General features: G+C 61.6%; 24 protein-coding genes and 1 tRNA gene. 8 read left to right on the top strand and 17 right to left on the bottom strand.

All coding sequences use genetic code 11. The features are described 5' to 3' along the window. Positions 1-39: 39 nt before the first annotated feature. From CUV01_RS10460 to dapF, 8 genes are read right to left on the bottom strand one after another with little or no spacing between them, the layout of a single operon-like run. Positions 40-756, bottom strand: a complete 717-nt coding sequence (locus CUV01_RS10460; RefSeq protein WP_101460420.1) for a VIT1/CCC1 transporter family protein — start codon at positions 754-756, stop codon at positions 40-42. Further along, complete coding sequence (gene dxs, locus CUV01_RS10455) at positions 753-2,684, bottom strand: 1-deoxy-D-xylulose-5-phosphate synthase (RefSeq protein ID WP_101460419.1); 1,932 nt, start codon at positions 2,682-2,684, stop codon at positions 753-755. The genes CUV01_RS10460 and dxs overlap by 4 nt, the downstream gene beginning before the upstream one ends. A gap of 25 nt (positions 2,685-2,709) precedes the next feature. Further along, entirely contained in the window at positions 2,710-3,573 is an 864-nt protein-coding gene (locus CUV01_RS10450; protein ID WP_101460418.1) for a polyprenyl synthetase family protein, read from the bottom strand. Further along, the gene (locus CUV01_RS10445) at positions 3,573-3,812 is read right to left on the bottom strand and encodes an exodeoxyribonuclease VII small subunit (protein WP_101460417.1); all 240 of its coding nucleotides are present in this window, start codon (positions 3,810-3,812) and stop codon (positions 3,573-3,575) included. Before CUV01_RS10445 ends, CUV01_RS10450 begins: the two co-directional genes overlap by 1 nt. Continuing rightward, positions 3,809-4,729 carry a histone deacetylase family protein gene (locus CUV01_RS10440; RefSeq protein WP_101460416.1) on the bottom strand — a complete coding sequence of 307 codons (921 nt, stop codon included), beginning with the start codon at positions 4,727-4,729 and terminating at the stop codon, positions 3,809-3,811. Before CUV01_RS10440 ends, CUV01_RS10445 begins: the two co-directional genes overlap by 4 nt. A 60-nt stretch (positions 4,730-4,789) precedes the next feature. After that, the gene (panB, locus tag CUV01_RS10435; protein ID WP_101460415.1) at positions 4,790-5,623 is read right to left on the bottom strand and encodes a 3-methyl-2-oxobutanoate hydroxymethyltransferase; all 834 of its coding nucleotides are present in this window, start codon (positions 5,621-5,623) and stop codon (positions 4,790-4,792) included. 25 nt (positions 5,624-5,648) lie between these two features. Further along, complete coding sequence (gene mtaB, locus CUV01_RS10430; protein WP_101460414.1) at positions 5,649-6,911, bottom strand: tRNA (N(6)-L-threonylcarbamoyladenosine(37)-C(2))-methylthiotransferase MtaB; 1,263 nt, start codon at positions 6,909-6,911, stop codon at positions 5,649-5,651. Further along, positions 6,908-7,738, bottom strand: coding sequence for a diaminopimelate epimerase (gene dapF, locus CUV01_RS10425; RefSeq protein ID WP_422385830.1), 831 nt, complete (start codon positions 7,736-7,738; stop codon positions 6,908-6,910). The genes mtaB and dapF overlap by 4 nt, the downstream gene beginning before the upstream one ends. 96 nt (positions 7,739-7,834) lie before the next feature. Between dapF and CUV01_RS10420 the strand changes: the two genes are divergently transcribed. The 6 genes from CUV01_RS10420 (at position 7,835) to CUV01_RS20355 (ending at position 11,143) form a co-directional block, all read left to right on the top strand. Beyond that, positions 7,835-7,910: transfer RNA gene (locus tag CUV01_RS10420), tRNA-Lys, on the top strand. A gap of 251 nt (positions 7,911-8,161) precedes the next feature. Beyond that, on the top strand, positions 8,162-8,392 hold the full coding sequence (locus CUV01_RS10415; RefSeq protein ID WP_101462016.1) for a type II toxin-antitoxin system VapB family antitoxin: 231 nt from the start codon (positions 8,162-8,164) through the stop codon (positions 8,390-8,392). A gap of 353 nt (positions 8,393-8,745) precedes the next feature. After that, a complete protein-coding gene (locus tag CUV01_RS19920) occupies positions 8,746-9,318 on the top strand; it encodes a CGNR zinc finger domain-containing protein (protein WP_198731805.1) in 573 nt (190 codons plus the stop codon). After that, a complete protein-coding gene (locus CUV01_RS10405; protein WP_101460412.1) occupies positions 9,315-9,548 on the top strand; it encodes a cyclase in 234 nt (77 codons plus the stop codon). Before CUV01_RS19920 ends, CUV01_RS10405 begins: the two co-directional genes overlap by 4 nt. 55 nt (positions 9,549-9,603) lie before the next feature. Further along, positions 9,604-10,437, top strand: a complete 834-nt coding sequence (locus tag CUV01_RS10400; protein ID WP_198731804.1) for an EamA family transporter — start codon at positions 9,604-9,606, stop codon at positions 10,435-10,437. Positions 10,438-10,744: 307 nt separating this feature from the next. Beyond that, the gene (locus tag CUV01_RS20355) at positions 10,745-11,143 is read left to right on the top strand and encodes a GFA family protein (protein ID WP_101460410.1); all 399 of its coding nucleotides are present in this window, start codon (positions 10,745-10,747) and stop codon (positions 11,141-11,143) included. A 127-nt stretch (positions 11,144-11,270) separates the two neighbouring features. Here the strand turns inward: CUV01_RS20355 and CUV01_RS10390 are convergent. The 7 genes from CUV01_RS10390 to CUV01_RS10365 form a co-directional block, all read right to left on the bottom strand. Further along, positions 11,271-12,400, bottom strand: a protein-coding gene (locus CUV01_RS10390) for an IS3 family transposase (RefSeq protein ID WP_101458713.1) whose coding sequence is annotated in 2 segments (ribosomal slippage) — positions 11,271-12,166 and positions 12,166-12,400 — 1,131 coding nt in all. Because the reading frame shifts where the segments join, the coding sequence is not laid out codon by codon here. Then, positions 12,346-12,651: a PAAR domain-containing protein gene (locus tag CUV01_RS20350; RefSeq protein WP_101460409.1), complete on the bottom strand. Its 306-nt coding sequence runs from the start codon at positions 12,649-12,651 to the stop codon at positions 12,346-12,348. The genes CUV01_RS10390 and CUV01_RS20350 overlap by 55 nt, the downstream gene beginning before the upstream one ends. Continuing rightward, on the bottom strand, positions 12,651-14,354 hold the full coding sequence (locus CUV01_RS10380) for a type VI secretion system Vgr family protein (RefSeq protein WP_277869367.1): 1,704 nt from the start codon (positions 14,352-14,354) through the stop codon (positions 12,651-12,653). The genes CUV01_RS20350 and CUV01_RS10380 overlap by 1 nt, the downstream gene beginning before the upstream one ends. A 7-nt stretch (positions 14,355-14,361) precedes the next feature. Beyond that, entirely contained in the window at positions 14,362-14,709 is a 348-nt protein-coding gene (locus tag CUV01_RS20245; protein ID WP_277869366.1) for a contractile injection system protein, VgrG/Pvc8 family, read from the bottom strand. Positions 14,710-14,974: 265 nt separating this feature from the next. Beyond that, complete coding sequence (yghX, locus tag CUV01_RS10375) at positions 14,975-15,862, bottom strand: YghX family hydrolase (RefSeq protein ID WP_101460408.1); 888 nt, start codon at positions 15,860-15,862, stop codon at positions 14,975-14,977. 132 nt (positions 15,863-15,994) lie between these two features. After that, a complete protein-coding gene (gene mnmH, locus CUV01_RS10370; RefSeq protein WP_101460407.1) occupies positions 15,995-17,089 on the bottom strand; it encodes a tRNA 2-selenouridine(34) synthase MnmH in 1,095 nt (364 codons plus the stop codon). Next, positions 17,049-17,627 (bottom strand): L,D-transpeptidase, encoded by a 579-nt coding sequence (locus CUV01_RS10365; RefSeq protein WP_101460406.1) that lies wholly within the window; start codon positions 17,625-17,627, stop codon positions 17,049-17,051. Before CUV01_RS10365 ends, mnmH begins: the two co-directional genes overlap by 41 nt. 410 nt (positions 17,628-18,037) lie before the next feature. On the opposite strand from CUV01_RS10365, the gene CUV01_RS10360 reads away from it, so the two are divergent. Together CUV01_RS10360 and CUV01_RS10355 are read left to right on the top strand one after the other, a co-directional pair. Beyond that, the gene (locus CUV01_RS10360; protein ID WP_101460405.1) at positions 18,038-20,494 is read left to right on the top strand and encodes a heavy metal translocating P-type ATPase; all 2,457 of its coding nucleotides are present in this window, start codon (positions 18,038-18,040) and stop codon (positions 20,492-20,494) included. Further along, positions 20,491-21,138, top strand: coding sequence for an arylesterase (locus CUV01_RS10355; RefSeq protein ID WP_101460404.1), 648 nt, complete (start codon positions 20,491-20,493; stop codon positions 21,136-21,138). Before CUV01_RS10360 ends, CUV01_RS10355 begins: the two co-directional genes overlap by 4 nt. Before the next feature lie 12 nt (positions 21,139-21,150). Here the strand turns inward: CUV01_RS10355 and CUV01_RS10350 are convergent, their stop codons facing one another. Both CUV01_RS10350 and CUV01_RS10345 read right to left on the bottom strand, forming a co-directional pair. Then, on the bottom strand, positions 21,151-21,690 hold the full coding sequence (locus CUV01_RS10350) for a copper chaperone PCu(A)C (RefSeq protein WP_101460403.1): 540 nt from the start codon (positions 21,688-21,690) through the stop codon (positions 21,151-21,153). Between the two features lie 34 nt (positions 21,691-21,724). Continuing rightward, positions 21,725-22,063 (bottom strand): hypothetical protein, encoded by a 339-nt coding sequence (locus CUV01_RS10345; protein WP_157994831.1) that lies wholly within the window; start codon positions 22,061-22,063, stop codon positions 21,725-21,727. Between the last annotated feature and the right edge of the window lie 59 nt (positions 22,064-22,122).

Below are 22,122 nucleotides of genomic sequence, written 5' to 3'. Positions count from 1 at the left end.
CACCCGTCTCACCCTGCGCAGCGCCACAAGCTCAGAAAACTATCCGATCATCACACCAAAGAGGCGACCAATCACGGCGGTGACCGCCATCGCAAACGCGCCCCAGGTGACGACGCGCAGCACCGCCCGGCCGATCGGTGCCCCACCTGCCGCCGCGCCGGTCGCACCCAGCACAGTCAGGGCAACCAAAGTGGCGATCAGGACAACGGGCACAATCTGGTCAGATGGCGCAACCAGCGCAGGCAGCAGCGGCAATGCGCCGGCCACACTGAAGGTTGCAGCCGAGGCAAAGGCCGCCTGCAGCGGGTTTGTCACATGCACCTCGCTCAGACCCAACTCGTCACGAATATGCGCGCCCAATGCGTCGTGATCAGTCAGTTCCCGCGCGACCAGCAGCGCGGTTTCGGGTGCAAGACCCCGGCCTTCATAGATGGATGCCAGCTCTTGCAACTCGATATGCGGGTTATTGCGCAGCGCAGCCGCCTCGCGACGGATGTCGGCGCGCTCGGTATCGGATTGCGAACTGACCGAGACATATTCACCGGCCGCCATCGACATCGCGCCGGCGGTCAGACCGGCCAGCCCGGCCAGCAGAACGCCATGCTGATCGGTGCCCGCCGCCGAGACGCCCACGATCAGAGAACTGGTCGAGACGATCCCGTCATTGGCACCCAGCACCGCCGCCCGCAACCAGCCGCTGCGGCTGATAAAATGGGGGTCATCGGGATGCGCCTCTGGATGGGTGTGGCGGCTCATGCCTGCTTGCCCTGCAACTCGACAATTCCCAACACCTCCATCACCTTTGCGACGATATGAGGCGCGTTCAACGCCGAGGTGTCATACATTGCGACCGGCGCATCGTGGTCGACAAAGCTGTCAGGCAAGACCATCGAGCGAAAGCACAACCCGCGATCAAATACCCCTTCATCGGCCAGCAATTGCGCCACATGGCTGCCAAAGCCACCGACGGCGCCCTCTTCAATCGTGATCAGCGCGTCATGTTCAGCCGCGAGGCGAAGGATCAGATCGCGATCAAGCGGCTTGGCAAAGCGCGCGTCAGCGATGGTCGGCGTGACGCCGCGCGCGGACAAGACCTCGCGTGCCTCCAGCGATGCGGCCAGCCGCGTCCCGAATGACAGGATCGCGACGCCGCGGCCCGGCGCGACGATCCGGCCTTTGCCGATTTCCAGCACCTCGCCGAGTTCGGGCAAATCGACGCCCGCGCCTTCGCCGCGCGGAAAACGGAACGCAATCGGGCCGCTGTCATGTGCGGCCGCCGTGGCAACCATATGGATCAGTTCGGCCTCATCGGCGGCGGCCATCACGACCATGCCGGGAAGGTTTGCCAGAAAGGCGATGTCATAGGCGCCGGCATGGGTCGGTCCGTCCTGTCCGACCAACCCGGCGCGGTCGATCGCAAAGCGCACCGGCAGACCCTGAACGGCAACGTCATGGACAATCTGATCGTAACCGCGCTGCAGAAAGGTCGAGTAAATTGCACAGAAAGGCTTGATCCCACCTGCCGCCAGCCCCGCCGAAAAGGTGACGGCGTGCTGTTCGGCGATGCCGACGTCAAAGCAACGGCGCGGATAGCGTTCCGCGAATTTCTTGAGCCCGGTCCCATCCGGCATGGCGGCGGTAATGGCGACGATCTTGTCATCGCGGCTGGCCTGATCCATCAGCGCCTCGGCAAAGACCGAGGTATAGCCGGGCGCATTCGATTTGGCCTTGGCCTGAACGCCGGTGATGACATCGAACTTGCCGGTGGCATGGCCCTTGTCAGCAGCCGTCTCAGCTGGCCCGTAACCCTTGCCCTTGGTCGTGACCGCGTGGATCAGAACCGGGCCGGTCGCCCGCGCCTTTACCGTTCGCAGCAGCGGCAGCAACTGTTCCAGATCATGCCCATCGACCGGACCGATATAGGAAAACCCCAGATTTTCGAACAGCGTGCCGCCGATGGTCATGCCCTTGAGCAGGTCCTTGGCCCGGCGCGCGCCTTCCTGAAAGGGCGGCGGCAAAAAGCCGACCGCACCCCGTGCCACGGCCTTGAGATCCTGAAACGGCCCCTCGGTATAAAGGCGCGTCAGATAGGACGACATCGCGCCAACCGGCGGCGCGATGGACATTTCGTTGTCGTTGAGCACCACGAACAGCCGTTTGCCCAGATCGCCGGCGTTGTTCAGCGCCTCATAGGCCATGCCCGCGCTCATGGCGCCGTCGCCGATCACCGCGATCGCATCGCCCGGATCGCCGCCCAGTTCGCGCGCCAGGGCAAAGCCAAGCGCGGCGGAAATCGAGGTCGAGGAATGCCCTGCGCCAAACGGATCGTAGGGGCTTTCCGTGCGCTTGGTGAACCCTGAAAGACCACCACCGGTGCGCAGCGTCCGGATGCGGTCGCGGCGGCCCGTCAGGATCTTGTGCGGATAGCACTGATGCCCGACATCCCAGATGATCTTGTCGCGCGGCGTGTCGAATACCGCATGCAGCGCCACGGTCAGTTCGACCACGCCCAGACCCGCGCCCAGATGGCCGCCCGTCACGCTGACCGCGCTGATCGTCTCGGAGCGCAACTCGTCGGCCAGTTGGCACAGTTGCGCATCGCTAAGCGATTTCAGGTCCGAGGGCAGCTTGACGCGGTCAAGAACCGGCGTCAGCGGCCTGTCGTTTTCGGGCTTCGAGGTCATGGCTTGCCCCTCCTCGGGGCGGCTGTCAGGTGTCGCGTTCGATAACGAAACGCGCAAGCTCGCGCAAGTTTCCAGCCGCATCGCCATATGGTTCCAGCGCGGCTTCGGCCTTGTCGACCAGCCGCTCGGCCTTGGCCCGCGCAGCATCCAACCCAAGCAGCGATACAAAGGTGGCCTTGCCGGCGGCATCGTCCTTGCCAACACGCTTGCCGGTCGCGGCCTCATCGCCGGTCACATCGAGGATGTCATCGGCGATCTGGAAAGCCAGCCCCAGATTGCGGGCATAGTCGCGCAGTGGTTCCGGATCGGCCTTGGCCATGATCGCGCCTGCCACCGCCGAAAATTCGAAGAGCGCGCCGGTCTTGGCCTCTTGAATGCGGATAACGGCCTTTTCGTCCAGCGGCTCGGCTGCAGTCTCGGCCTGAATATCAAGGGCCTGCCCGCGCACCATTCCCTGCGCCCCCACAGCCTTTGAGAAAGCCGCGATCAGCGCCAGCCGGACCTCGGCATCGCCAATCGCTTCGTCGGTCAGCAGTTGAAAGGCCAGCGTCTGCAAGGCATCGCCCGCCAGAATTGCCGTGGCCTCGGACCATTGCACATGACAGGTGGGCATCCCGCGGCGCAGATCGTCATCATCCATTGCAGGCAGGTCGTCATGCACAAGGCTATAGGCATGCAGCGCCTCGACCGCGGCCGCCACGGGCAGGGCGGCGCTGTCCTCGGCGCCGTTCAGCCGGGCCGATTCCATGACCAGAAAGGCACGCACCCGCTTGCCACCCAAGGTCGCATAGCGCATCGCATCCGTCAGCTCGCCCTTGGGCAGATGCGCCATCGCGCCTTCCAACGACTTGGCGACCATCGCCTTCACGTCATCGAATCGCGCCTGCATTACAGGCCCTCGGCAGGTGTTGTGCCGGCGGGGCTGCCATCAGCGGCCAGGGTGATCTTTTCGACCCGTTCTTCCGCCTCGCGCAGGCGCTGTTCGCAATGGGCGCGCAGCTTGGCACCGCGTTCGTATAGCGCGATGGATTCCTCCAACGTGGCCTCGCCGGTTTCCAGCTTGCCGACCGTGGCCTCAAGTTCCTTCATCGCGTCCTCAAAGGACATCGCTTTGACATCGTCGCTCATCCGGCGTGCTCCATCAGTTCTTCAACATGGGCGCGCGCGCTGCGTCCCAAGGCCGCGAGATCATAGCCACCTTCGAGGCAACTGACCACCGGCGCGGCGCTATGCGCCGCCGCGTCGCAAATGGCACGGGTAATCGCCGCGAAATCCTGATCCTGCCAGTCAAGCTGAGCCAGCGGATCATCGGCATGGGCGTCAAATCCCGCGGAAACGATCACCAATTGCGGCTGCCATTCGATCATCCGGTCGAGGATCCGCCCCCAGGCCGCCCGCGCAACCGCCCCGTCCGATCCGGGGCGCAGCGGCAAGTTCATCACCTGTCCATAAAGGCCCGTCTCGCCTGCCGCGCCTGATCCGGGATAAAGCGGCATCTGATGGGACGAGGCGAAAAAGGCGCGTTTCTCGGCCCATAGCAGGTCCTGTGTGCCATTGCCGTGGTGAACGTCGAAATCCAGAACGGCCACGCGGTCCAGCCCGTGATGATCCAGCGCACGCTTGGCTGCGATGGCAACGGTTCCAAACAGGCAAAAGCCCATCGCGGTTTCGCGCTCTGCATGATGGCCGGGCGGGCGCATCGCAACAAAGGCGCTGCGCGCTTGCCCCGCCAGCACCGCGTCCACCGACGCACAGGCACCGCCAACGGCGCGCAAGGCGGCATCCAGACTGCCCGGCGAAACATGGGTGTCGCCGTCCAGCATCGCCAGTCCCTGATCGGGGATCGCGGCGCGGATGCGATCAACATAGGCCTGTGGATGGCATCGCAGCAGTTCGGCATCATCGGCCAGAGGGGCATCCTGCCGATCCAGCGGCAGATCGGCCAGGGCCTCCAGCACGGCCTTGTGACGGGCGACCTGTTCGGGGTGCCCGGGCGGGGTCAGATGCTGGCTGGCGGCGGGGTGGGTATAGAGGCGCAGGGTCATGATGCGGGCAGGCTAGGTCGGGCTGGCAGGCAGGGCAATGGCAATCGACCGCACCCGGCCCTAGCCCTTGGGCTTGGGCGCTTCGTCGCCAAAAACATGTTCGGGCCCCGGAAACCGGCGGGCGCGCACGTCGGCTGCGTAGTCTGCAATCGCCTTATCCGCAGCCTCGCCAAGTTCGCCGTAGCGCTGAACGAATTTCGGGCGAAAATCGGTAAACAGGCCCAGCATGTCATCAACCACCAATATCTGCCCGTCGCATCCGGCCGAGGCACCGATACCAATCGTCGGCACGTTGATTTCCTCGGTGATCCGGTCAGCCAGAACAGCCGGGATCTTTTCCAGCACAACCGCAAAGGCACCCGCCCTGGCCGTGGCGACAGCATCGTCCATGACCTTTTGCGCCGCAGCACCGCGTCCCTGCACCGAATAACCGCCAAAGGCATTCACCGCCTGCGGCGTCAGCCCGACATGGGCCATGACCGGAATGCCGCGAGCGGTCAGAAATTCGATGGTTCGCGCCATGGCGACACCACCTTCCAGCTTGACGGCCCCTGCCCCGGTTTCGGACATGACCTGTGCCGCCGCATCAAACGCTGCCTGAGGCCCGGCCTCATAGCTGCCGAAAGGCAAATCGACCACAACCAGCGCCTGCTGGCTGCCACGCATCACGGCCTGCCCGTGGCGGATCATCATGTCGAGGGTAACAGGCAAGGTGGAGTCGAACCCATAGACCACCATACCCAGTGAATCGCCGACCAGCAGCACGTCGCAATGGGCATCGGTCAGACGCGCGACAGGCGTGGTATAGGCGGTCAGGCAGACCAGCGGATCGCTGCCCTTGCGGTTCCTGATCTCGACGGCGGTCTGCCGCTTGATCTTTCCGGTAACACTCATGCTGTTTTCCTTCCTCGTGCGAGGGTCAGACCGGCTGCCCTGACAGCCGCAGCCCGTCATGCCCGCTGATTGCAACCTCGACCAGCGCGCCCTCGGGCAGGTTATCGGGCAAGGCGACCTCGGTAAACTGCTCTGTCCGGCCTGTTCCGGGCATCTCGGTCAGAACCCGGTGCCTGCGCCCGACCTGCTGGTCCAGATGCCGCCGCAGCGCCTGATCGCCCGCCGCGCGCAGCCGGGCCGCGCGTTCGCGGATCAGCGGCCCTTTTACCGCAGGCATCTTTGCGGCCGGCGTTCCCTGACGCGCGCTGAATGGAAAGACATGCAGAAAGGTCAGGTCGCAATCCTCAACCAAGCGGACCGAGTTCGCGAACATCGCCTCGGTTTCGGTCGGAAAGCCCGCGATGATATCGGCACCAAAGACGATATCAGGCCGCAGCCGCCGCGCCTCTTGGCAAAATTGGATGGCATCGTCGCGCAAATGGCGGCGCTTCATCCGTTTCAGGATCATGTCGTCGCCCGCCTGCAGGCTGAGATGCAGATGCGGCATCAGACGCGGCTCGGTCGCGATGGCCAGCATCAGGTTGTCATCAGCCTCGATGCTGTCGATGCTGCTGATCCGAAGGCGCGGCAGATCAGGTACCAGCCGCAAGATCCGCATCACCAGATCACCCAGGCGCGGTTGCGCCGGCAGATCGGCACCCCATGAGGTCAGATCGACGCCGGTCAGGACGATCTCGTTGAAACCGCGATCACGCAGCCGCTTGATCTGTTCAACGACGACACCCGCCGGCACGCTGCGTGAATTGCCCCGGCCATAGGGGATGATGCAGAAGGTACAGCGATGATCGCAGCCATTCTGCACCTGCACATAGGCCCGATGGCGTCCGAAACCGTCGATCAGATGGCCCGCGGTTTCCTTGACCGACATGATGTCATCGACCTGGACCTTCTCGGTCTCGCCGATCAGATCAGGCGCACGCAGCGTAGCCCAGGTCTGGGGCTGCATCTTTTCGTGGTTGCCAATGACTTTCGTCACTTCGGGCATCGCCGAAAAGGTCTGCGGCTCGGTCTGGGCGGCGCATCCGGTCACGATGACGGGCGCGCCGGGGTTTTCGCGTGCAAGCCGGCGGATTTCCTGACGCGCCTTGCGCACGGCCTCGGCGGTGACGGCGCAGGTGTTGACCACGACCGCGCCCTGCAGCCCGGCGGCCTCGGCCATTTCGCGCATCGCCTCGGTTTCATAGGCGTTCAGGCGGCAGCCCAATGTGGAAAAGACAGGCGCACTCATTCCGTCAGCCAGTCCGGGGTCAGCACGCCAGAGAAAACATGCGATGTCGGTCCCTGCATCCAGACGCCATCCTCGCGCCAGTCGATCCGCAGCACGCCCCCCGGCACATTCACGGTGACCTTTCGCCCGGTCAGCCCGCGTCGCGCCGCAGCCACAACAGCCGCGCAAGAACAGGACCCTGAGGCCAATGTCGGCCCGGTGCCGCGTTCCCATATGCGCAGGTTGATCTCATGCGATGAGACGACCTGCACGATCTCTACGTTGGTGCGCTCGGGGTATAGCGGATGATGCTCATAACGGGCCCCGAATTCGGCCAGATCAATTGCCATGGCATCGTGCACAAAGAATGTCAGATGCGGATTGCCCATGCCGGTCGCAACGGGGTCGCCCTCGATCGGCAGGTGATCGATATCGACATCCTCGGCCAGCGGTATCTCGCGCCAGTCCAGAACCGGCTGGCCCATATTCACCCGCGTCTCACCATTGCCGGCATCCTCTGCCCGCAATAGCGCGTGATCGGTTCGCAGGGTCAGGCGATCCTGCCCCGTCTCGTCCATGATGTATCTGGCAATGCATCGCGTCGCATTCCCACAGGCCGCACTAAGCGACCCATCGGCATTCCAGAAACGCAGCCGCAGATCAGCCTCATCGTCGGGCAGAATCGCGGCCAGCTGATCAAACCCGACACCGCGATTGCGATCCGCGATCCGCGCAATCACCGCTGGCGCAGGCGCAGGCCCGCCATCGCGCAGATCGATAACGACGAAATCATTGCCCAGCCCATGCATCTTCATGAAGGGCCGGCCTTGAGGCGAAGGACTGTCCATGAAGGCGCATATAGGCGGAGGCAAAAGATTCTTCCAGAGCCTCGATTTTTCTGCTTGACGCTAACCATACCCCCACCTAGTTAAGCGCCCTGTCGTGGGCCCGTAGCTCAGTTGGTAGAGCAACTGACTTTTAATCAGTGGGTCACAGGTTCGAATCCTGTCGGGCTCACCACTGAATCACTGTGATACGTGCCAGATAATTTCCGATCTTTGGCCACTCCAGCTGGTCTCCGATGGGAGAGGCGCGATCACAAGCGCGGTCAATCTGAGATGCAAGAGTTGCTTTTTCTACAGGAACTATCCCTGTCTCAGAGAGCATCGGGCCACTATCCGCTCTGCTCGCCTGCCGCCGTCACGACGTTGGCGAACCTGATGGTTTAGATTATTTACCGATGGTCGGTGAACATTGGCGAGGAACTTAAGATGCCACTCTACATCAGGGATGATACAGTCGATGTACTGGTAGAACAGTACATGCGCGTCACCGAAAATAGAACAAAGACGGAAGCGGTGCGACAGGCGCTCCAAGACGCTTTAAACTATCGCGACCGAAGACCTCTTGCTGAGAAGATCAAGCCGCTGCAAGCTCGTATAGCAAAGCTTGGTCCTATCGATCCAAACTTCGACATGAGATCTTTCACCGATGAACTGTGAGCGGAAGACAGCGCCGACAGCAGCTGCCATGAATGTGTATGGCGAGATGTGACCAGTGGATTGGCGAGGACCAGCAACGCTAAACCGGCCGTTCCAGCAATGTGTGGCAAACGTCCTGAAAGAGCCCAATTTGACCGATGCTGCAAGGCGTTTGAATGTCTGCTATCGTTACGCAGTCAAAAACCTTTAACAAGTGCTTGGGTTTTGAACGGGGTTTTTGGCAGGGGTAAACTGGCCCATTTTCAGGCGTTTCAAAAAGGAGGTTTTTAGGGACGTTCCGAATGGTGCCCTTGCGGACAATCCAGAAAACTAAATAGTTGCGAAGTCGCGACACTGGTACTACTAGTGTCAGCATGAGAGATTTTGAATTCAAAGCTGGCTGTATTTGCCTCGACCTCGTGGACACTGTGTCCGCACGAGGATCCGAGGAAGTTGATCTACTTGTCGCTCCAAAAGATATCGTTCGTTGGGCTAACGCGTCCGGGGGCCTGACCTACATCGCAGGTTTTAAACCAAGTAGAGACGACCACTTGCGCCTCACGCGCTTGCGTGAGGTGGTTTTTCGAGCGGCAGGCGACGTCTTGAGTGGATCTGTTCCCACAGAGCAAGACATCGCGGAACTGAACAATGCCGCTTCATTAGAGACGTCTCGCGCCATTCTTACAGTTGACGGTATGAAGGTTCTTGCCGATAGACCTCTTGATGCCTTGATGGTGGACGTCGCAACAGATGCGATCAGTCTGCTCGGTACAACGCGCAAAGATCGACTGCGCCGCTGCCCCGGATGCAACATGCTTTTCTTTGACGGCTCACCGCCGGGTCGACGAAAATGGTGTTCTTCAACCGCCGGATGCGGAAACCGTCAGAAGATACGCAAGCATAGGCAGCGCCAAACAAATGTAATCAACAGTAAGGCAGGCACATGACAGAATACCGTGTGGTTTTCGATTTCGAAGTAGATTTCAGCAATGAAGGCGGCATTCAGGGGCAAGGGTTTCGCTTGGATATCAATGGTGACGATATCAGCGATGCCGAGCTGGCCAAGCATATCGTCGCGGATATGCGCCTGCTAATGGTTGGCGAGGTCCGAATTCTAAACAAACGCATTATTGCAGAAAAGCATAAACGTCGAGCTGACAACTCGGCGTCGATTTAACAGGATGGTCTTTCGTGACCTCCTACTGGCCCTGTCTGTCGTAGCGATCTGGGGCTTGAATTTCGTTGTAATCGAGATTGGGCTAAGGGAGTTTCCGCCGCTGTTCCTGACGGCGATGCGCTTTATTCTTGTCGCATTTCCTGCGGTTTTCTTCGCGCAAAGGCCGAAAGGGCCGATTGCGATGGTTTTCCTTTATGGGATTTTCATGTTTGCGCTCCAGTTCGCATTTTTGTTTGCAGGAATGTATCTGGGAATGCCTGCTGGTCTCGCTTCACTGGTCTTGCAGTTTCAGGTCATCGCGACGGTGGTCCTGTCAACGGTACTTCTAAGAGAAGTCATTCCTTTTCAAAGGCTGGTAGGCATAGCGGTTGCCCTCTGCGGTCTGGCGATAGTTGCTTGGCATTCAGCAGGAAATGCAGAAACCGTTGGCTTTGTACTCGTCCTATGCGCTGCGATCTGCTGGGGCGTAGCAAATATCGTCTCAAAAAAGATCGGCGCAAGTAGCGTGCTGGCGCTGGTTGTATGGGGAAGTCTCGTTGCTCCACTTCCACTGCTGCTTGCATCTTTCTATTTTGAAGGCAGACAGGTGATGATGGGTGCGCTGTCTTCGGTTTCTTGGGTCGGCATTATCGCACTTGGATACATCGTTTATCCTACAACGTTCTATGGGTTTTCCATTTGGAGCAAATTGCTGAACCTCTATTCTACAAACATGGTGGCACCATTTTCACTGCTTGTGCCAGTGTTTGGGATTTTCTTTTCCGCAGTGATTTTGAGTGAGCCTATGCCAACATGGAAATTGGTTGCCTCGGCATTGGTCATTTCTGGTGTCGCATTTAATATTGTTTCTTTACGCCCACGCTCTGTGAGAAAAACAGAAAATCGATAAACGATGCGTTCTAGATACTATGGTGGCTCTGCTTACGGTATCGCCCCTTCAAAAACGACCGATATCCACCCTTTGTTGAACGGTTCGCTGAACCGGACATTGGCGCACTTGCAGTGAAGGTCTGAAAGGTCCCGCAGACTGTGAGTACATGCACTGCGCAGCGCACGACCGGTTCCAATCAATATGAGGCGAAAACGACTGTTTTGGCGCGCACTGAAGGTCAGCTAAGCGGCAAGCCGGACCTTGACTTGATCCACAGCGGGCAGGATCCTTGTCTATATTCTGACAGTCACAGAAGGGCGTTTTCATGTCAAAGGCGATTACTGGCAGGTGTCTGTGCGGCGCATCAAGCTATCGTACCGAATCCAAACCAATCAACATTCGAGTCTGTCACTGCAAGCTTTGTCAGAAGGCTACAGGAGCGCCGTTTTTTGCTCGCGTTCTCGTTCCTCTCGACGAATTGAATATCGCGGGGCCAGTGCAATGGCACAATTCATCACCCGAGGTCAGCCGAGGATTCTGTGCCGATTGCGGGAGCGCCTTGTTCTCGAAACGAGCGTCTCGCAACGCAATTGGCCTAAGCTTTGGCAGCCTCGATAGGCCAAACGAATTCGCGCCCGAGGAACACATCTGGATATCCGAGAAACAGTCGTGGCTTCATTTTGATGACGGACTACCGACCCACTCATGTTCAGTGCCGACCTGACGATTAACTGGCCGAGGTGGTCGATCGCTCAGGACGACAAGGTGGTCGGATAGCATCGAAATTAGCTCGAAGCAGCCACTCACGGCCTCTGGACCTGTCACGTATTTGTGCCGCTCCGAGTGCTCGTTTAAGCCACCTTCCGTTCAAAAGCGACCGGGCTTTTCCAGCCCAGTGCTGAGTGCCGTCGACGCGGATTGTAGAACCCATTGATGTATTCGAAGATCGCCATCTCAGCGTGCCGCCGGGTTACCCATGACCGCCGCCAGATCAGCTCGGCCTTGATGGTTTTGAAGAATGTCTCGACGGCCGCATTGTCATAACAATTACCTTTGCCGCTCATCGAGACTTTGAAGCCATGCTGGCGCAGGATCTTCTGGTAGTCATGCGAACAGTATTGGCTGCCCCTGTCGCTGTGGAAGATGCAGCCTTTGGGTGGCGACCTGAAGGCAATCGCCATCTTCAAGGCCCGGATCGCCAGATCGCGCTTCATCCGGTTGCTGACAGCCCAGCCGATCACGCGGCGGGAGTGCAGGTCCAGGATGACTGCCAGATATAGCCAGCCCTCGCGGGTCCAGATGTAGCTGATGTCGCCCGCCCATTTCTGGTTGGGCCCGGCTGCACTAAAGTCGCGATCCAGCAGGTTCGGGGCGATGTTGAACGTATGGGCGCTGTCGGTCGTGGCTTTGAACTTACGCGTTCTTTCAACGATGATCCTGTTTTCGCGCATCAGGCGACCGACGCGTCGATGCCCGACATCGACACCAACCTCTTTCAGCTCCTCTGTCATCCTCGGCCGACCATAGCTGCCCAAGCTCAGACGCGACTGTTCCTTGATATGCGCCAGAACGACCATGTCCATGCGCTGCCTGTGGCTGGCTGGGAGGCTGCGGAAGGCCCGTAATCCACGCGGGCTGACATTCATCACCTGGCAAAGCCGGTCGATCGGGAAGGCCCCGCGCTGTTCTTCGATGAACCTGAACCTCACGGCTTTTGGCCCGCGAAGAACTGGGTGGCTTTTTTTAGGATGTCCCTCTCCTCCTTGAGGATACGGTTCTCGCGCCGAAGCCGTTCGTTCTCACGCGCCAACTCGCGATCCTCGGCTGAGACTACGTCCGTGTCCCGGTGTGCGTTCACCCACTTATTGAGGGTCGACAAGCCGACCCCAAGATCATCCGCAACTTGACGCCGCGAAAGCCCGCTGGTCAGCGCAATCCGCACTGCATCCTTGCGAAATTCATCCGTCCTGACTGTGCCCATGGTTCATCTCCTTTGCTGCACATTACGTGGTCAAAGGAGCGGCACCAAACCGCGACAGGTCCAAGTCTGGCAACCGGGCGACCGTCGCACAGCGCGATGGCCGAGCCGTCCACAATGGTGCAACCGCAGGCACATTTGTCACCCACACGAGCCACGGCCCTGCCATTGACCACTGACGACCCGCCCTCAATCACGACATTCTTGCCATGGGCCGGGCACAGATGCGTGTCACCAACACAAGCGATTTGCATCAGGCGCCCTCCTCGTCATCGAACTTGGCGCATTCTTCGCAAAGCGGCAGCCCTTCGCGCGCCGCCATTTGCAGCGTCGGAACCTGTGATCCGCCAGAGCCGCCCATGATGACATTGCCCTTCAGCCGGATGGTCGGTGCCTCTAGCGTAATGCCCGACGCGTCGATGGTGATCTTTCCGCCCGGGCCTTTGATCTGCATCTTCTGATAGGCCATCAGCGTATGGGTCTTGGTGTTGTTCGTGATCGAGTCGCCGACATCCAGCGTATAGCGACCAAACACCTCGCCCTCGAAATTGCGCCCCGCCTCATAGAGGTGATCGGCATAGATCGCCTGCTTGTGGGTGTTGCCGACGAGATGGATATGATCCTTGTCGTAGTTTTCCTGCTGGTTGCGATCCACGTCGTAGCGCATGTCATTGCCGATCGTTTCGACATGATCGTTGCCGACAGCGATGGTCTTGTCTTGACCGATCGATTCCGACTGGTCGTTGCCGACGGTCTTGGACCTGTCATGGCCGATAGAGTGGCTCTCGTCGTTTTCGATGATCGTGTTGTGGCCCTTTTCCGCATGCATAAAGACCTCTTCGCGATCCTTCTCATCCTCGAAACGGAATTCGTTATAGCCGCTGCCCTGATGGGTATCGGATTTGAAGGTGCTGACGGTCTTGTTCGCGGGCAGCGAATAGGGAACGTCGTTCTTGCCGTTATAGACGCACCCGGTAACCAGCGGCTTGTCGGGGTCGCCCTCAAGGAATTCGACGACGACTTCCATCCCGATGCGGGGGATGATCATGCCGCCCCAGCCATTGCCCGCCCAGTTCTGGCTGACCCGGCAGCGCATGGAATAGGCACCCTCAAGGTCCCAGTGAAAGCGCACCAGAATGCGGCCGAACTCGTCGCAGTCGATCTCGCCTTCGCCGACGACCTCAGCGGTTTGCGGCCCTTGCACGATTGCAACCGGGGTGCGGCGCGGGGGTGCCATGGGTGCTGTGTCGGGCATCAGCACATAGCGGCCGGTGAAGGCATAGCCGTCACTATCCTGCCCGCCCGAGCCATAGGACTCGCTGACGAAGTGGTGGCTGGCCGACAGGCACAGATAAGTCTCGCCGTGTCCCGGCACCTTGTCGCCCGACAGGGTCAAGCGCTGACCTGACATCAGTGACACGCAATCGCCCACTGTACGGTTGCGCCGGTCGGCCCCGCGTTCCTGCTGGGTCCGCAGATCCGCAACCAGCTTGCCCACGCCCTGCGCCGGATAGTCGCCCGGATAATCAAAGCTTTCGATCTGGCCCTGCTCGTGGCTGGCATCGCCGGTGCGGTCGGCCTCCATCGCGGCGGACGGGGTCTTGAAGTTGTAATCCGTCAGCCGGATGGCACCCGTTGTCAGGTTCCGTTGGGGCGCCCAATCCCAGAAATGTTCCTGCTCATAGTGGTGATGCCCGTCGTAACGTTTGAAGGGCCGATCGCCGATGGAATCGTGGCTGAGCGCATCGTCGGTCAGCACAAGCGTATGGCTGCCCATTTCATACGTGAAATGGAAGGTGATGCCGTGACGTTCCATCTGCCGGCGGGCGAAATCCAGATCGGATTCGCGATATTGCACGGTATATTCGAGGATCGGATAATCGCGGGTTAATTTGACCTGCAAAGCCGGATCACCCAGCCCCGCATATTCGCCCAGCAATTCATTCAATATCTGCACAACGGTCTTATTGTGGAATAATCCGCTGATTTCTGCGCCGTCCGGCAAGCCAGAACCAGGGCCGCAGCGTCAGATCATAACGATGCCCGTTTTCGCCCACACCGGCCCAACTTGCGCTGGTGACGATGCCATCAAAAGACCGCATCTGATCGTGGGCTTCGATTTCCACTGTTGCATGCGTGCCGATCAGACCATCGAAATCAAGATCTTCACGAATGGCCAATGCCTCGACACGGTATTCGAAAAGGTCGTTCAGATGATCGCTGCCGTCAAACCGCAGCAAGGACAGGACGTCAGCACCGAGGTTGGTCGTCAGACGCCCGAGGCGCTCGGCTTGTTTGAAAGGGGCGTTCATAAAACAGAACCTCGGCAACAATAATCAAAAAACCGGGGCGACAATGCGCGACGCGTTCACGCAGGCCAAGACGTCGGCAAGTTTTCACCACCTCTGCGGTTGTGTAGCGGTTATGGCGCTTGCTGCAAAGCAGTCTTGGCCGGGAACTGGCCTTTCAGCCAGATTTTTTCGCATTTTAACGACGCTATTCATGGCCAGAATGCACGGTCCGAGGGCGTCTTACCGTGCCCAGCAGATCACGCCAGGGCGAATGTCGGCAACGGGATCAGGTCAGGTATTGGTTGAACCAGTCAATCGTCCGCTGCCAGGCCAGATCGGCGGCCTTTTTGTCATATCGCGGGGTGGAATCGTTGTGAAAGCCGTGGTTCACGCCCGGATAGATATACGCCTCATAGGTCTTGCCCGCAGCCTTCAGCGCCTCTTCATAGGCGGGCCAGCCCTCGTTGATCCGTTCGTCCAACTCGGCATATTGCAGCAACAGCGGCGCCTCGATCTTGGGCACGTCCTCTGCCGCCGCCTGCCTGCCGTAGAAGGGAACCGATGCACCCAGTTCAGGATAGGCGACCGCCAACGCATTGCAGACCCCGCCGCCATAGCAAAAGCCCACGCAACCCACACGGCCGGCTGAATCCTCGCGTGCCATCAGATGCTCGGCGCCGGCGAAGAAATCGTTCATCAGCTTCTCGGGATCGACCGTCTGCTGCAATTCACGGCCCTCCACGTCGTTGCCCGGATAGCCGCCAACCGAGGTCAGCCCGTCGGGCGCCAGCGCCATGAAACCGGCCTTGGCCACACGCCGGGCAACATCCTCGATATAGGGATTCAGGCCACGGTTCTCGTGTACGACCAGAACGGCGGGTAGCCGCCCCTCGACACCTGCGGGCCGCACCAGATAGCCGCGCACCTCACCGTTCCCGTCGGGCGAATCGTAGGTGATGTATTCGGGCAGGATGGTTTCGTCATTGAAGTTCACCTGCTGCGCCAGCGCGTAATTCGGGCTGAGCATCTGCAGCAATCCCAATGCGGTCACACCACCGACGGCAAACTTGCCCGCCCGGTCCAGGAACTCGCGTTTGGTGATCCTGCCATGGGCGTAATAATCATAAAGCTCCAGCAGTTCCTGATCGAAATCCTTGGCCCTCATCCGGCTCATATCTACACCCTCCGCGTTGCTATCGCGGGAAGTGTAGGCCGGAAGCCGGGCTCGCCCCTTCACAATATGGCGAGAGTGCATTTTCACGGGCTTGGCATTGCCGGCAACACCCGCCGCAGCAGCGGCGCGGGATCAGGCCGTCAGCCGGGCCAGTGCCGTCTCGACGCGCCCGGCAGCGGCCTCGAGATCGTCCAGCCGATCCAGCGTGATCACGGCTTTTTCCTGCGATGAATAACGATTGCGGTGCTTGAGGTATCGCGGGTCGTAATGGTCGCGCATAAGGCCTTCGGCCAGTGCAGCCCAATCACCCAGGCCCGCCTGCTCTCGCCAGTTCTCGATGCGATCCGCCGGATGCAGGGGTTCAAGCGCAGTGATAACCGACGACAGCCGGGCCGGATCGGTAACGATATCGGTGTAATCCCGCGCCGCATAGGCTGCCCGCTCTGCCACCGGCACCTCTAGCCTGAGACGCGGGGCGCCGCAGATCGCCTGCCAGATGGCTTTGGGCAGGGTCAACTCACCGATGCGGCTGCTTTCAGCCTCGACCAGAACCGGCCGCGCGGGGTCCAGCCCCTCCAGAGCCATTGCCAAGCGGCCCTCGAACATCTTCTGACTGGGCTGGCCGCCCGGCATCGCACCGAACAGGCTGCCGCGATGGCAGGCCAGCCCTTCGAGGTCTATGACCTGCCAGCCGCGCGTCGCGAGATGGCCAAGGATGGCGGTCTTGGCGCTGCCCGTATTGCCGTCCAGCACGATCACCGGCGCGGCGACCGGTTGGTGCTGCACCCGATCGACCACAAGGCGCCGCCAGCTTTTATAGCCGCCCTCGACAAGTTCCACCCGCCAGCCGATCTGCGCAAGGATCGAGGCGAATGCCCCCGAGCGTTGCCCGCCGCGCCAGCAGTGAATCAGCGGGCGCCATCCGCCCGGCCTGTCAACCAGCGGCCCCGCGATATGGCGCGCCGCATTGGCGGCAACCAGCGCGGCACCGATCTTGCGCGCATCAAAGGGGGAAACCTGCTTGTAGATGGTGCCGACCTGCGCGCGCTCTGCGTCATCCAGCACCGGCAGGTTGATCGCGCCGGGCAGATGATCCTCGGCGAATTCCGCAGGGGCGCGCACGTCGATGATGTCGTCGAACCCCGCCCGGGCGGGATGCGACAGATCGGTCAGTTTCAGCGGCACATCAGTAGACGTAGACGGGTGTGCCGACAGGGATCTGATCATAGAGGCTCATCACTGCCTCGTTGCGCATCCGCAAGCAGCCATTGCTGACCGCGCGGCCGATGCTGCCCGGCTCGGTGGTGCCGTGGATGCGAATGGCAGTGTCCTGACCACGGTCGTTATAAAGATACAGCGCCCGTGCGCCCAAGGGGTTGGTCGGACCGCCGGGCATGCCGTCTTCGTATTTCTTGTAGGCGGTGGGATTGCGCTTGATCATGTCCTGCGTGGGCGTCCAGCTGGGCCATTCGGTCTTGCGGCCGACATGAGCGCGGCCTTTCCAGACCAGCTCGGCCGTACCGACGGCAACGCCGTACCGGATCGCCTTGCCCGGCGCGACGACGTGGTAGAGAAAGAAATCCTTGCTGACCACAACGATACTGCCCACCTCGAACCCGTCGCGAATGGCGACCTCGGTCGGGGCATAGGGATCGCGCGCAGCCACGGCGGCGGTTTGTGGTGCAGGCGGGGCCGCCTGTGCCCACAACAACGACGGTGCGGCGATCAACGGCAAGGCCAGCGAAATCATCTGACGGCGGTTCATGACTTATTCATCCTGTAACTGCTCGGGTTGGTTATTACCTATATATGTCATAATCGGCAGACAACTCAATCTGGCGTCATTTGATCAGTTTGCCTTGACCACGCGACCCCGAGGCCACATCTGATAGGACATGAGCCACTGCACCCGCCAGCCACGGCGCAAAGCCGCGACCCGCCCCGCATATCTGTGCCGGGGCAGCGGGCTGCGTGGCTGCCGCTGTCATATGGCCACGCGACGTGTGGTGATGCGCCCGGCCTTGCCGCGTTCCGGCACCGCCGCGCTGCCGCCGCAACGGCTGCCAGGTGCCCAACCGCTGAACGATATGCCGGGCCGGACACCCAGACGACCGCAGGCACCGCCCCGTTCCCTGACTGAAACCCTTTCTTACGGATTCAGCCAAGGAACCAGACATGTCCTCATCATCTGAACACACCCACCGGCGCCATGACGTCGAACTCAGCCTGACCGGCCTGACCTGCGCCTCTTGCGTGGGCCGGGCCGAACGCGCATTGGCCGCCACACCCGGCATTGCCAATCCCCGCGTCAATCTGGCCACGCATCGCGCCCATTTCGAACTGACCGAAGCCGACGCCCTGCCGCGCGCCACCGAGGCCTTGCAGCGTGCCGGATATCCGGCAGAACCCGTCAACACGGTCCTTGAGGTCGACGGGATGACCTGCGCCTCCTGTGTGGGGCGGGTCGAGCGCACCCTGACGGCCCTTCCCGGCGTGACGGCGGCCTCGGTCAACCTGGCCACGGGCCGCGCTGATGTGACCCACAGCCCCGCAATCAGTGCGGACGCGCTGGCCGAGGCGGTCACGACCAAGGGCTATCCCAGCCACCCGCGGCAGGCCGATGCGGGGATGGATCACTCTGGCCACATGCATCACGACGAGGATGCAGCCGTGCTGCGGCGCAACTTCCTGATCGCGCTGGCGCTGACATTGCCGGTTTTTGTCGCGGAAATGGGCGGCCACGCCTTTCCGGCCTTTCACCACTGGCTGCACGCCACCATCGGCACGCAAACCCTGTGGATCGCCGAGATGGTCCTGACGGCGCTGGTGCTGGCCTTTCCGGGCCGCGTCTTCTTTCGCATCGGCATTCCCGCCTTGCTGCGGCGCGCGCCCGAGATGAACAGCCTGGTCGCTTTGGGCGCGGGGGCGGCGTTTCTGTATTCCGCCGTTGTCACGCTGGCGCCGGGGCTGTTGCCGCCCGATGCCCGCTTTGTCTATTTCGAGGCCGCCGCCGTCATTGTCACCCTGATCCTGCTGGGCCGCTGGCTGGAGGCACGGGCCAAGGGTCAGGCCGGCGCGGCGATCCGCAAACTGGTGGAATTGGCACCAGATCATGCCATCGTCATTCGTGACGGCGCCGAGGCCCGCGTGGCGGTCGCCGATCTGAAACCGGGCGATCTGGTCCGCCTTGCGCCGGGCGACCGTGTCGCGGTGGACGGCGAGATCACCGAAGGTCAGGGGCTGATCGACGAATCCATGCTGACGGGCGAGCCGGTTCCGGCCCGGAAGTCGCCAGGCGATGCCGTCACCGGGGGCACCGTGAACGGCACCGCCGCGCTGACCTATCGCGTGACCGCGACCGGGTCCGATACGGCACTGGCGCGGATCGTGCGCATGGTCGAGGACGCGCAGGCGGCCAAGCTGCCGGTACAGGCCATGGTTGACCGGATCACGCGGGTCTTTGTGCCGCTGGTGATCGCGCTGTCGCTGCTGACTTTTGCCCTTTGGCTGATCTTTGGCCCCGGCCTCGCGCCTGCCTTTGTCGCGGCGGTCGCGGTGCTGATCATCGCCTGCCCCTGTGCCATGGGCCTGGCCGTGCCCGTGTCGATCATGGTGGGCACCGGGCGTGGCGCCGAACTGGGTGTGCTTTTCCGGCGCGGCGATGCGTTGCAACGACTGGCCGAGGCGCGCGTGGTTGCCTTTGACAAGACCGGCACGCTGACCCAGGGCGCGCCCGCGCTGACCGCCATCGCAACAACCGACGGCATCACCAACGACGAGGCCCTGCGCCTGACCGCCGCCGCCGAGGCACGGTCGGAACATCCGCTGGCTGCCGCGCTGGTCAATGCTGCGCGAGAGCAGGGGCTGACACTGCCCGATGCGCAAGAGGTTCAGGCAAGCGTCGGGCGTGGGCTGACGGCCACCGTCGACGGCAAACGCCTGCTGATCGGCAATCTTCGCGGCCTTCAGGATACCGGGATCGATCCGGCACCTGCGCTGATCGATCAGGCAAGCGCATGGTCAGCCGAGGGTGCGACGCCGGTCCATCTGGCGATCGACGGTCGCCATGTCGCAGGCTTTGCGCTGGCCGATCCAGTGCGCGAGGGCAGTGCGGGCACGATCAGCGCGCTGCATGATCTGGGCCTCGAAACCACGATGATCTCGGGCGACACGCAGTCCACCGCGGATGCCGTGGGCCGGCAGTTGGGGATCGACCATGTGCTGGGCGGCATGCTGCCCGATGGCAAGCTGGACGCGATCCGCGACATGGGCGCGGGCAGCGTTTTTGTGGGCGACGGCATCAACGACGCCCCCGCATTGGCCGCAGCCGATACCGGCATCGCCATTGGCACTGGCACGGATGTGGCCATCGAGTCCGCCGATGCGGTGCTGGTGGGCGGTGATCCGAAGGGCGTGGTAACGGCGATCCGGCTCAGCCGCGCGGTGATGCGCAATATCCGGCAGAACCTGTTCTGGGCATTCGCCTATAACGCCGCGCTGATCCCGGTGGCGATGGGGGTGCTGGTGCCCTTTGGCGGGCCGCAGCTGTCGCCCATGCTGGGCGCGGGCGCGATGGCGTTTTCGTCGGTCTTTGTGGTCGGCAACGCCCTTCGGTTAAGGCGCGCGCCATGATCGGGCGGCGAAGCCTGCTGGCCGGCCTCACCGCCGCCGCGCTGGCGCCGAGAGCGGTGCTGGCCAATACGGGGCCGCGCATCGTCATGCTGGGCGACAGCCTGACCGAAGGGTTCGGCCTGCCCGCCAGCCAGGGAATGGTGCCGGTGCTGCAAGGCTGGCTGGCAGCGCGGGCCACGCCTGCGCAGATCGTCAATCACGGGCTTTCGGGCGACACCACCTGGGGCGGGCGTGTCCGCATCAGGTGGGCGCTGCGCAGGCCAGCCGATGCCGTCATCGTCGAGCTTGGCGGCAATGACATGCTGCTGGGCTGGTCGCCCGAGCAGGCCGAAGAAAACCTGAACAACATTCTGGACGTGGCGACCCGCAACAATCGACCGGTGCTGCTGGTGGGCATTCACGCGCCCGGACGGCGGCAGGACTGGCGCAGGCGGTGGGCCGAGATCTGGCCTCGTCTGGCGCAGCGGCACGGAACCTTGCTGCTGCCTGACCTTTATGCGCCTTTGGCGGCCATTCCCCGCGAAAACCGCGCGTCCTATATGCAACGGGACGGCGTCCACCCCTCGGCCAAAGGGGTGGGGCTGTTGGTGCAGCATCTGGGCCCGCAGGTTCAGGAACTGATCCGCCGAACCCGGATGCGCTAGGGCCTCTGCCGATCAGTTGCCCTGATCGTCGTGGTCCATGCCCTCATGGTCCATATCGCCATGGTCCATATCGACGTCCTCCATGTCGCCATGGTCCATGCTCGCCTGTCCGGCTGCGGACTCACCGGGCTGGCGATCATTGTCCACCGGCACCTCGACATCCAGCGTGCCGCAATCGCCGAAATCCAGCGTCAGGGCCACGATGTCGCCATTCTCCAGCGGCTCGTGCAGCCCCATCAGCATGACGTGATCGCCACCGCGTTGCAGCGCGTGCTGCTGACCTGCGGGCAGGTCGATCCCGCCCTCGATCTGGACCATCTTCATGATGCCATCGGTTTCCTTATGGGTGTGCAGCTCGACCTTTTCGGCCACATCAGAGCTGACGCCCTCAAGCTTGCAGGCAACCTCTCGGTGATTGTCCAGCACCATGAAGGCAGCCCCGGCCTTTGGGTTCGAGGCACGGGCATAGCCGTCTTCGACCGCAACGGCATCATGAGCGAAAGCGGCCATCGGCAGCAGCACCGCAGCAGCGGCGCAGAATAGGGTTTTCATCTGTATCTTGTCCTTTGTTCGATCCGTTTATGTGTCAGGCAAGGCTGACAACGGGCGGATCGCGCGCTTGCGCCGTGACCGGCGGGGCAGCCATGCAAAGGCGCGCCGCCTGTCCATAAACGACCGACAGAACGCGTGGAACAAGACCGATTTGCGGCACCGGCGCGGCCACGGCGGCCAGCAATCCGATAGCCATATCAGGGCAGTAATGCGGACTTTCCGAAGGTTCGCCATCCGGGCCGTAGGTCAGAACGACCATCTCGCCCGAACACAGGACAACCTGATCCCCGATCTGCGTCAGCCCGCGCGCCGAGGCCAGCGAAAAGCCGGTCAGCACAAGGCACAAGATCAGGAATACTCGAATCAATCGCATATTGCCCGCGACCCTAGCCGCAGATCACCGGCTCTGCATCTGCCAATCTGTCACATGAT

The organism is Paracoccus tegillarcae, from assembly GCF_002847305.1.
GTDB classification, from domain to species: Bacteria; Pseudomonadota; Alphaproteobacteria; order Rhodobacterales; family Rhodobacteraceae; genus Paracoccus; species Paracoccus tegillarcae.
Note: the sequence above shows the minus strand (reverse complement) of the source record. Positions and strands in the feature narration are given on the sequence as shown.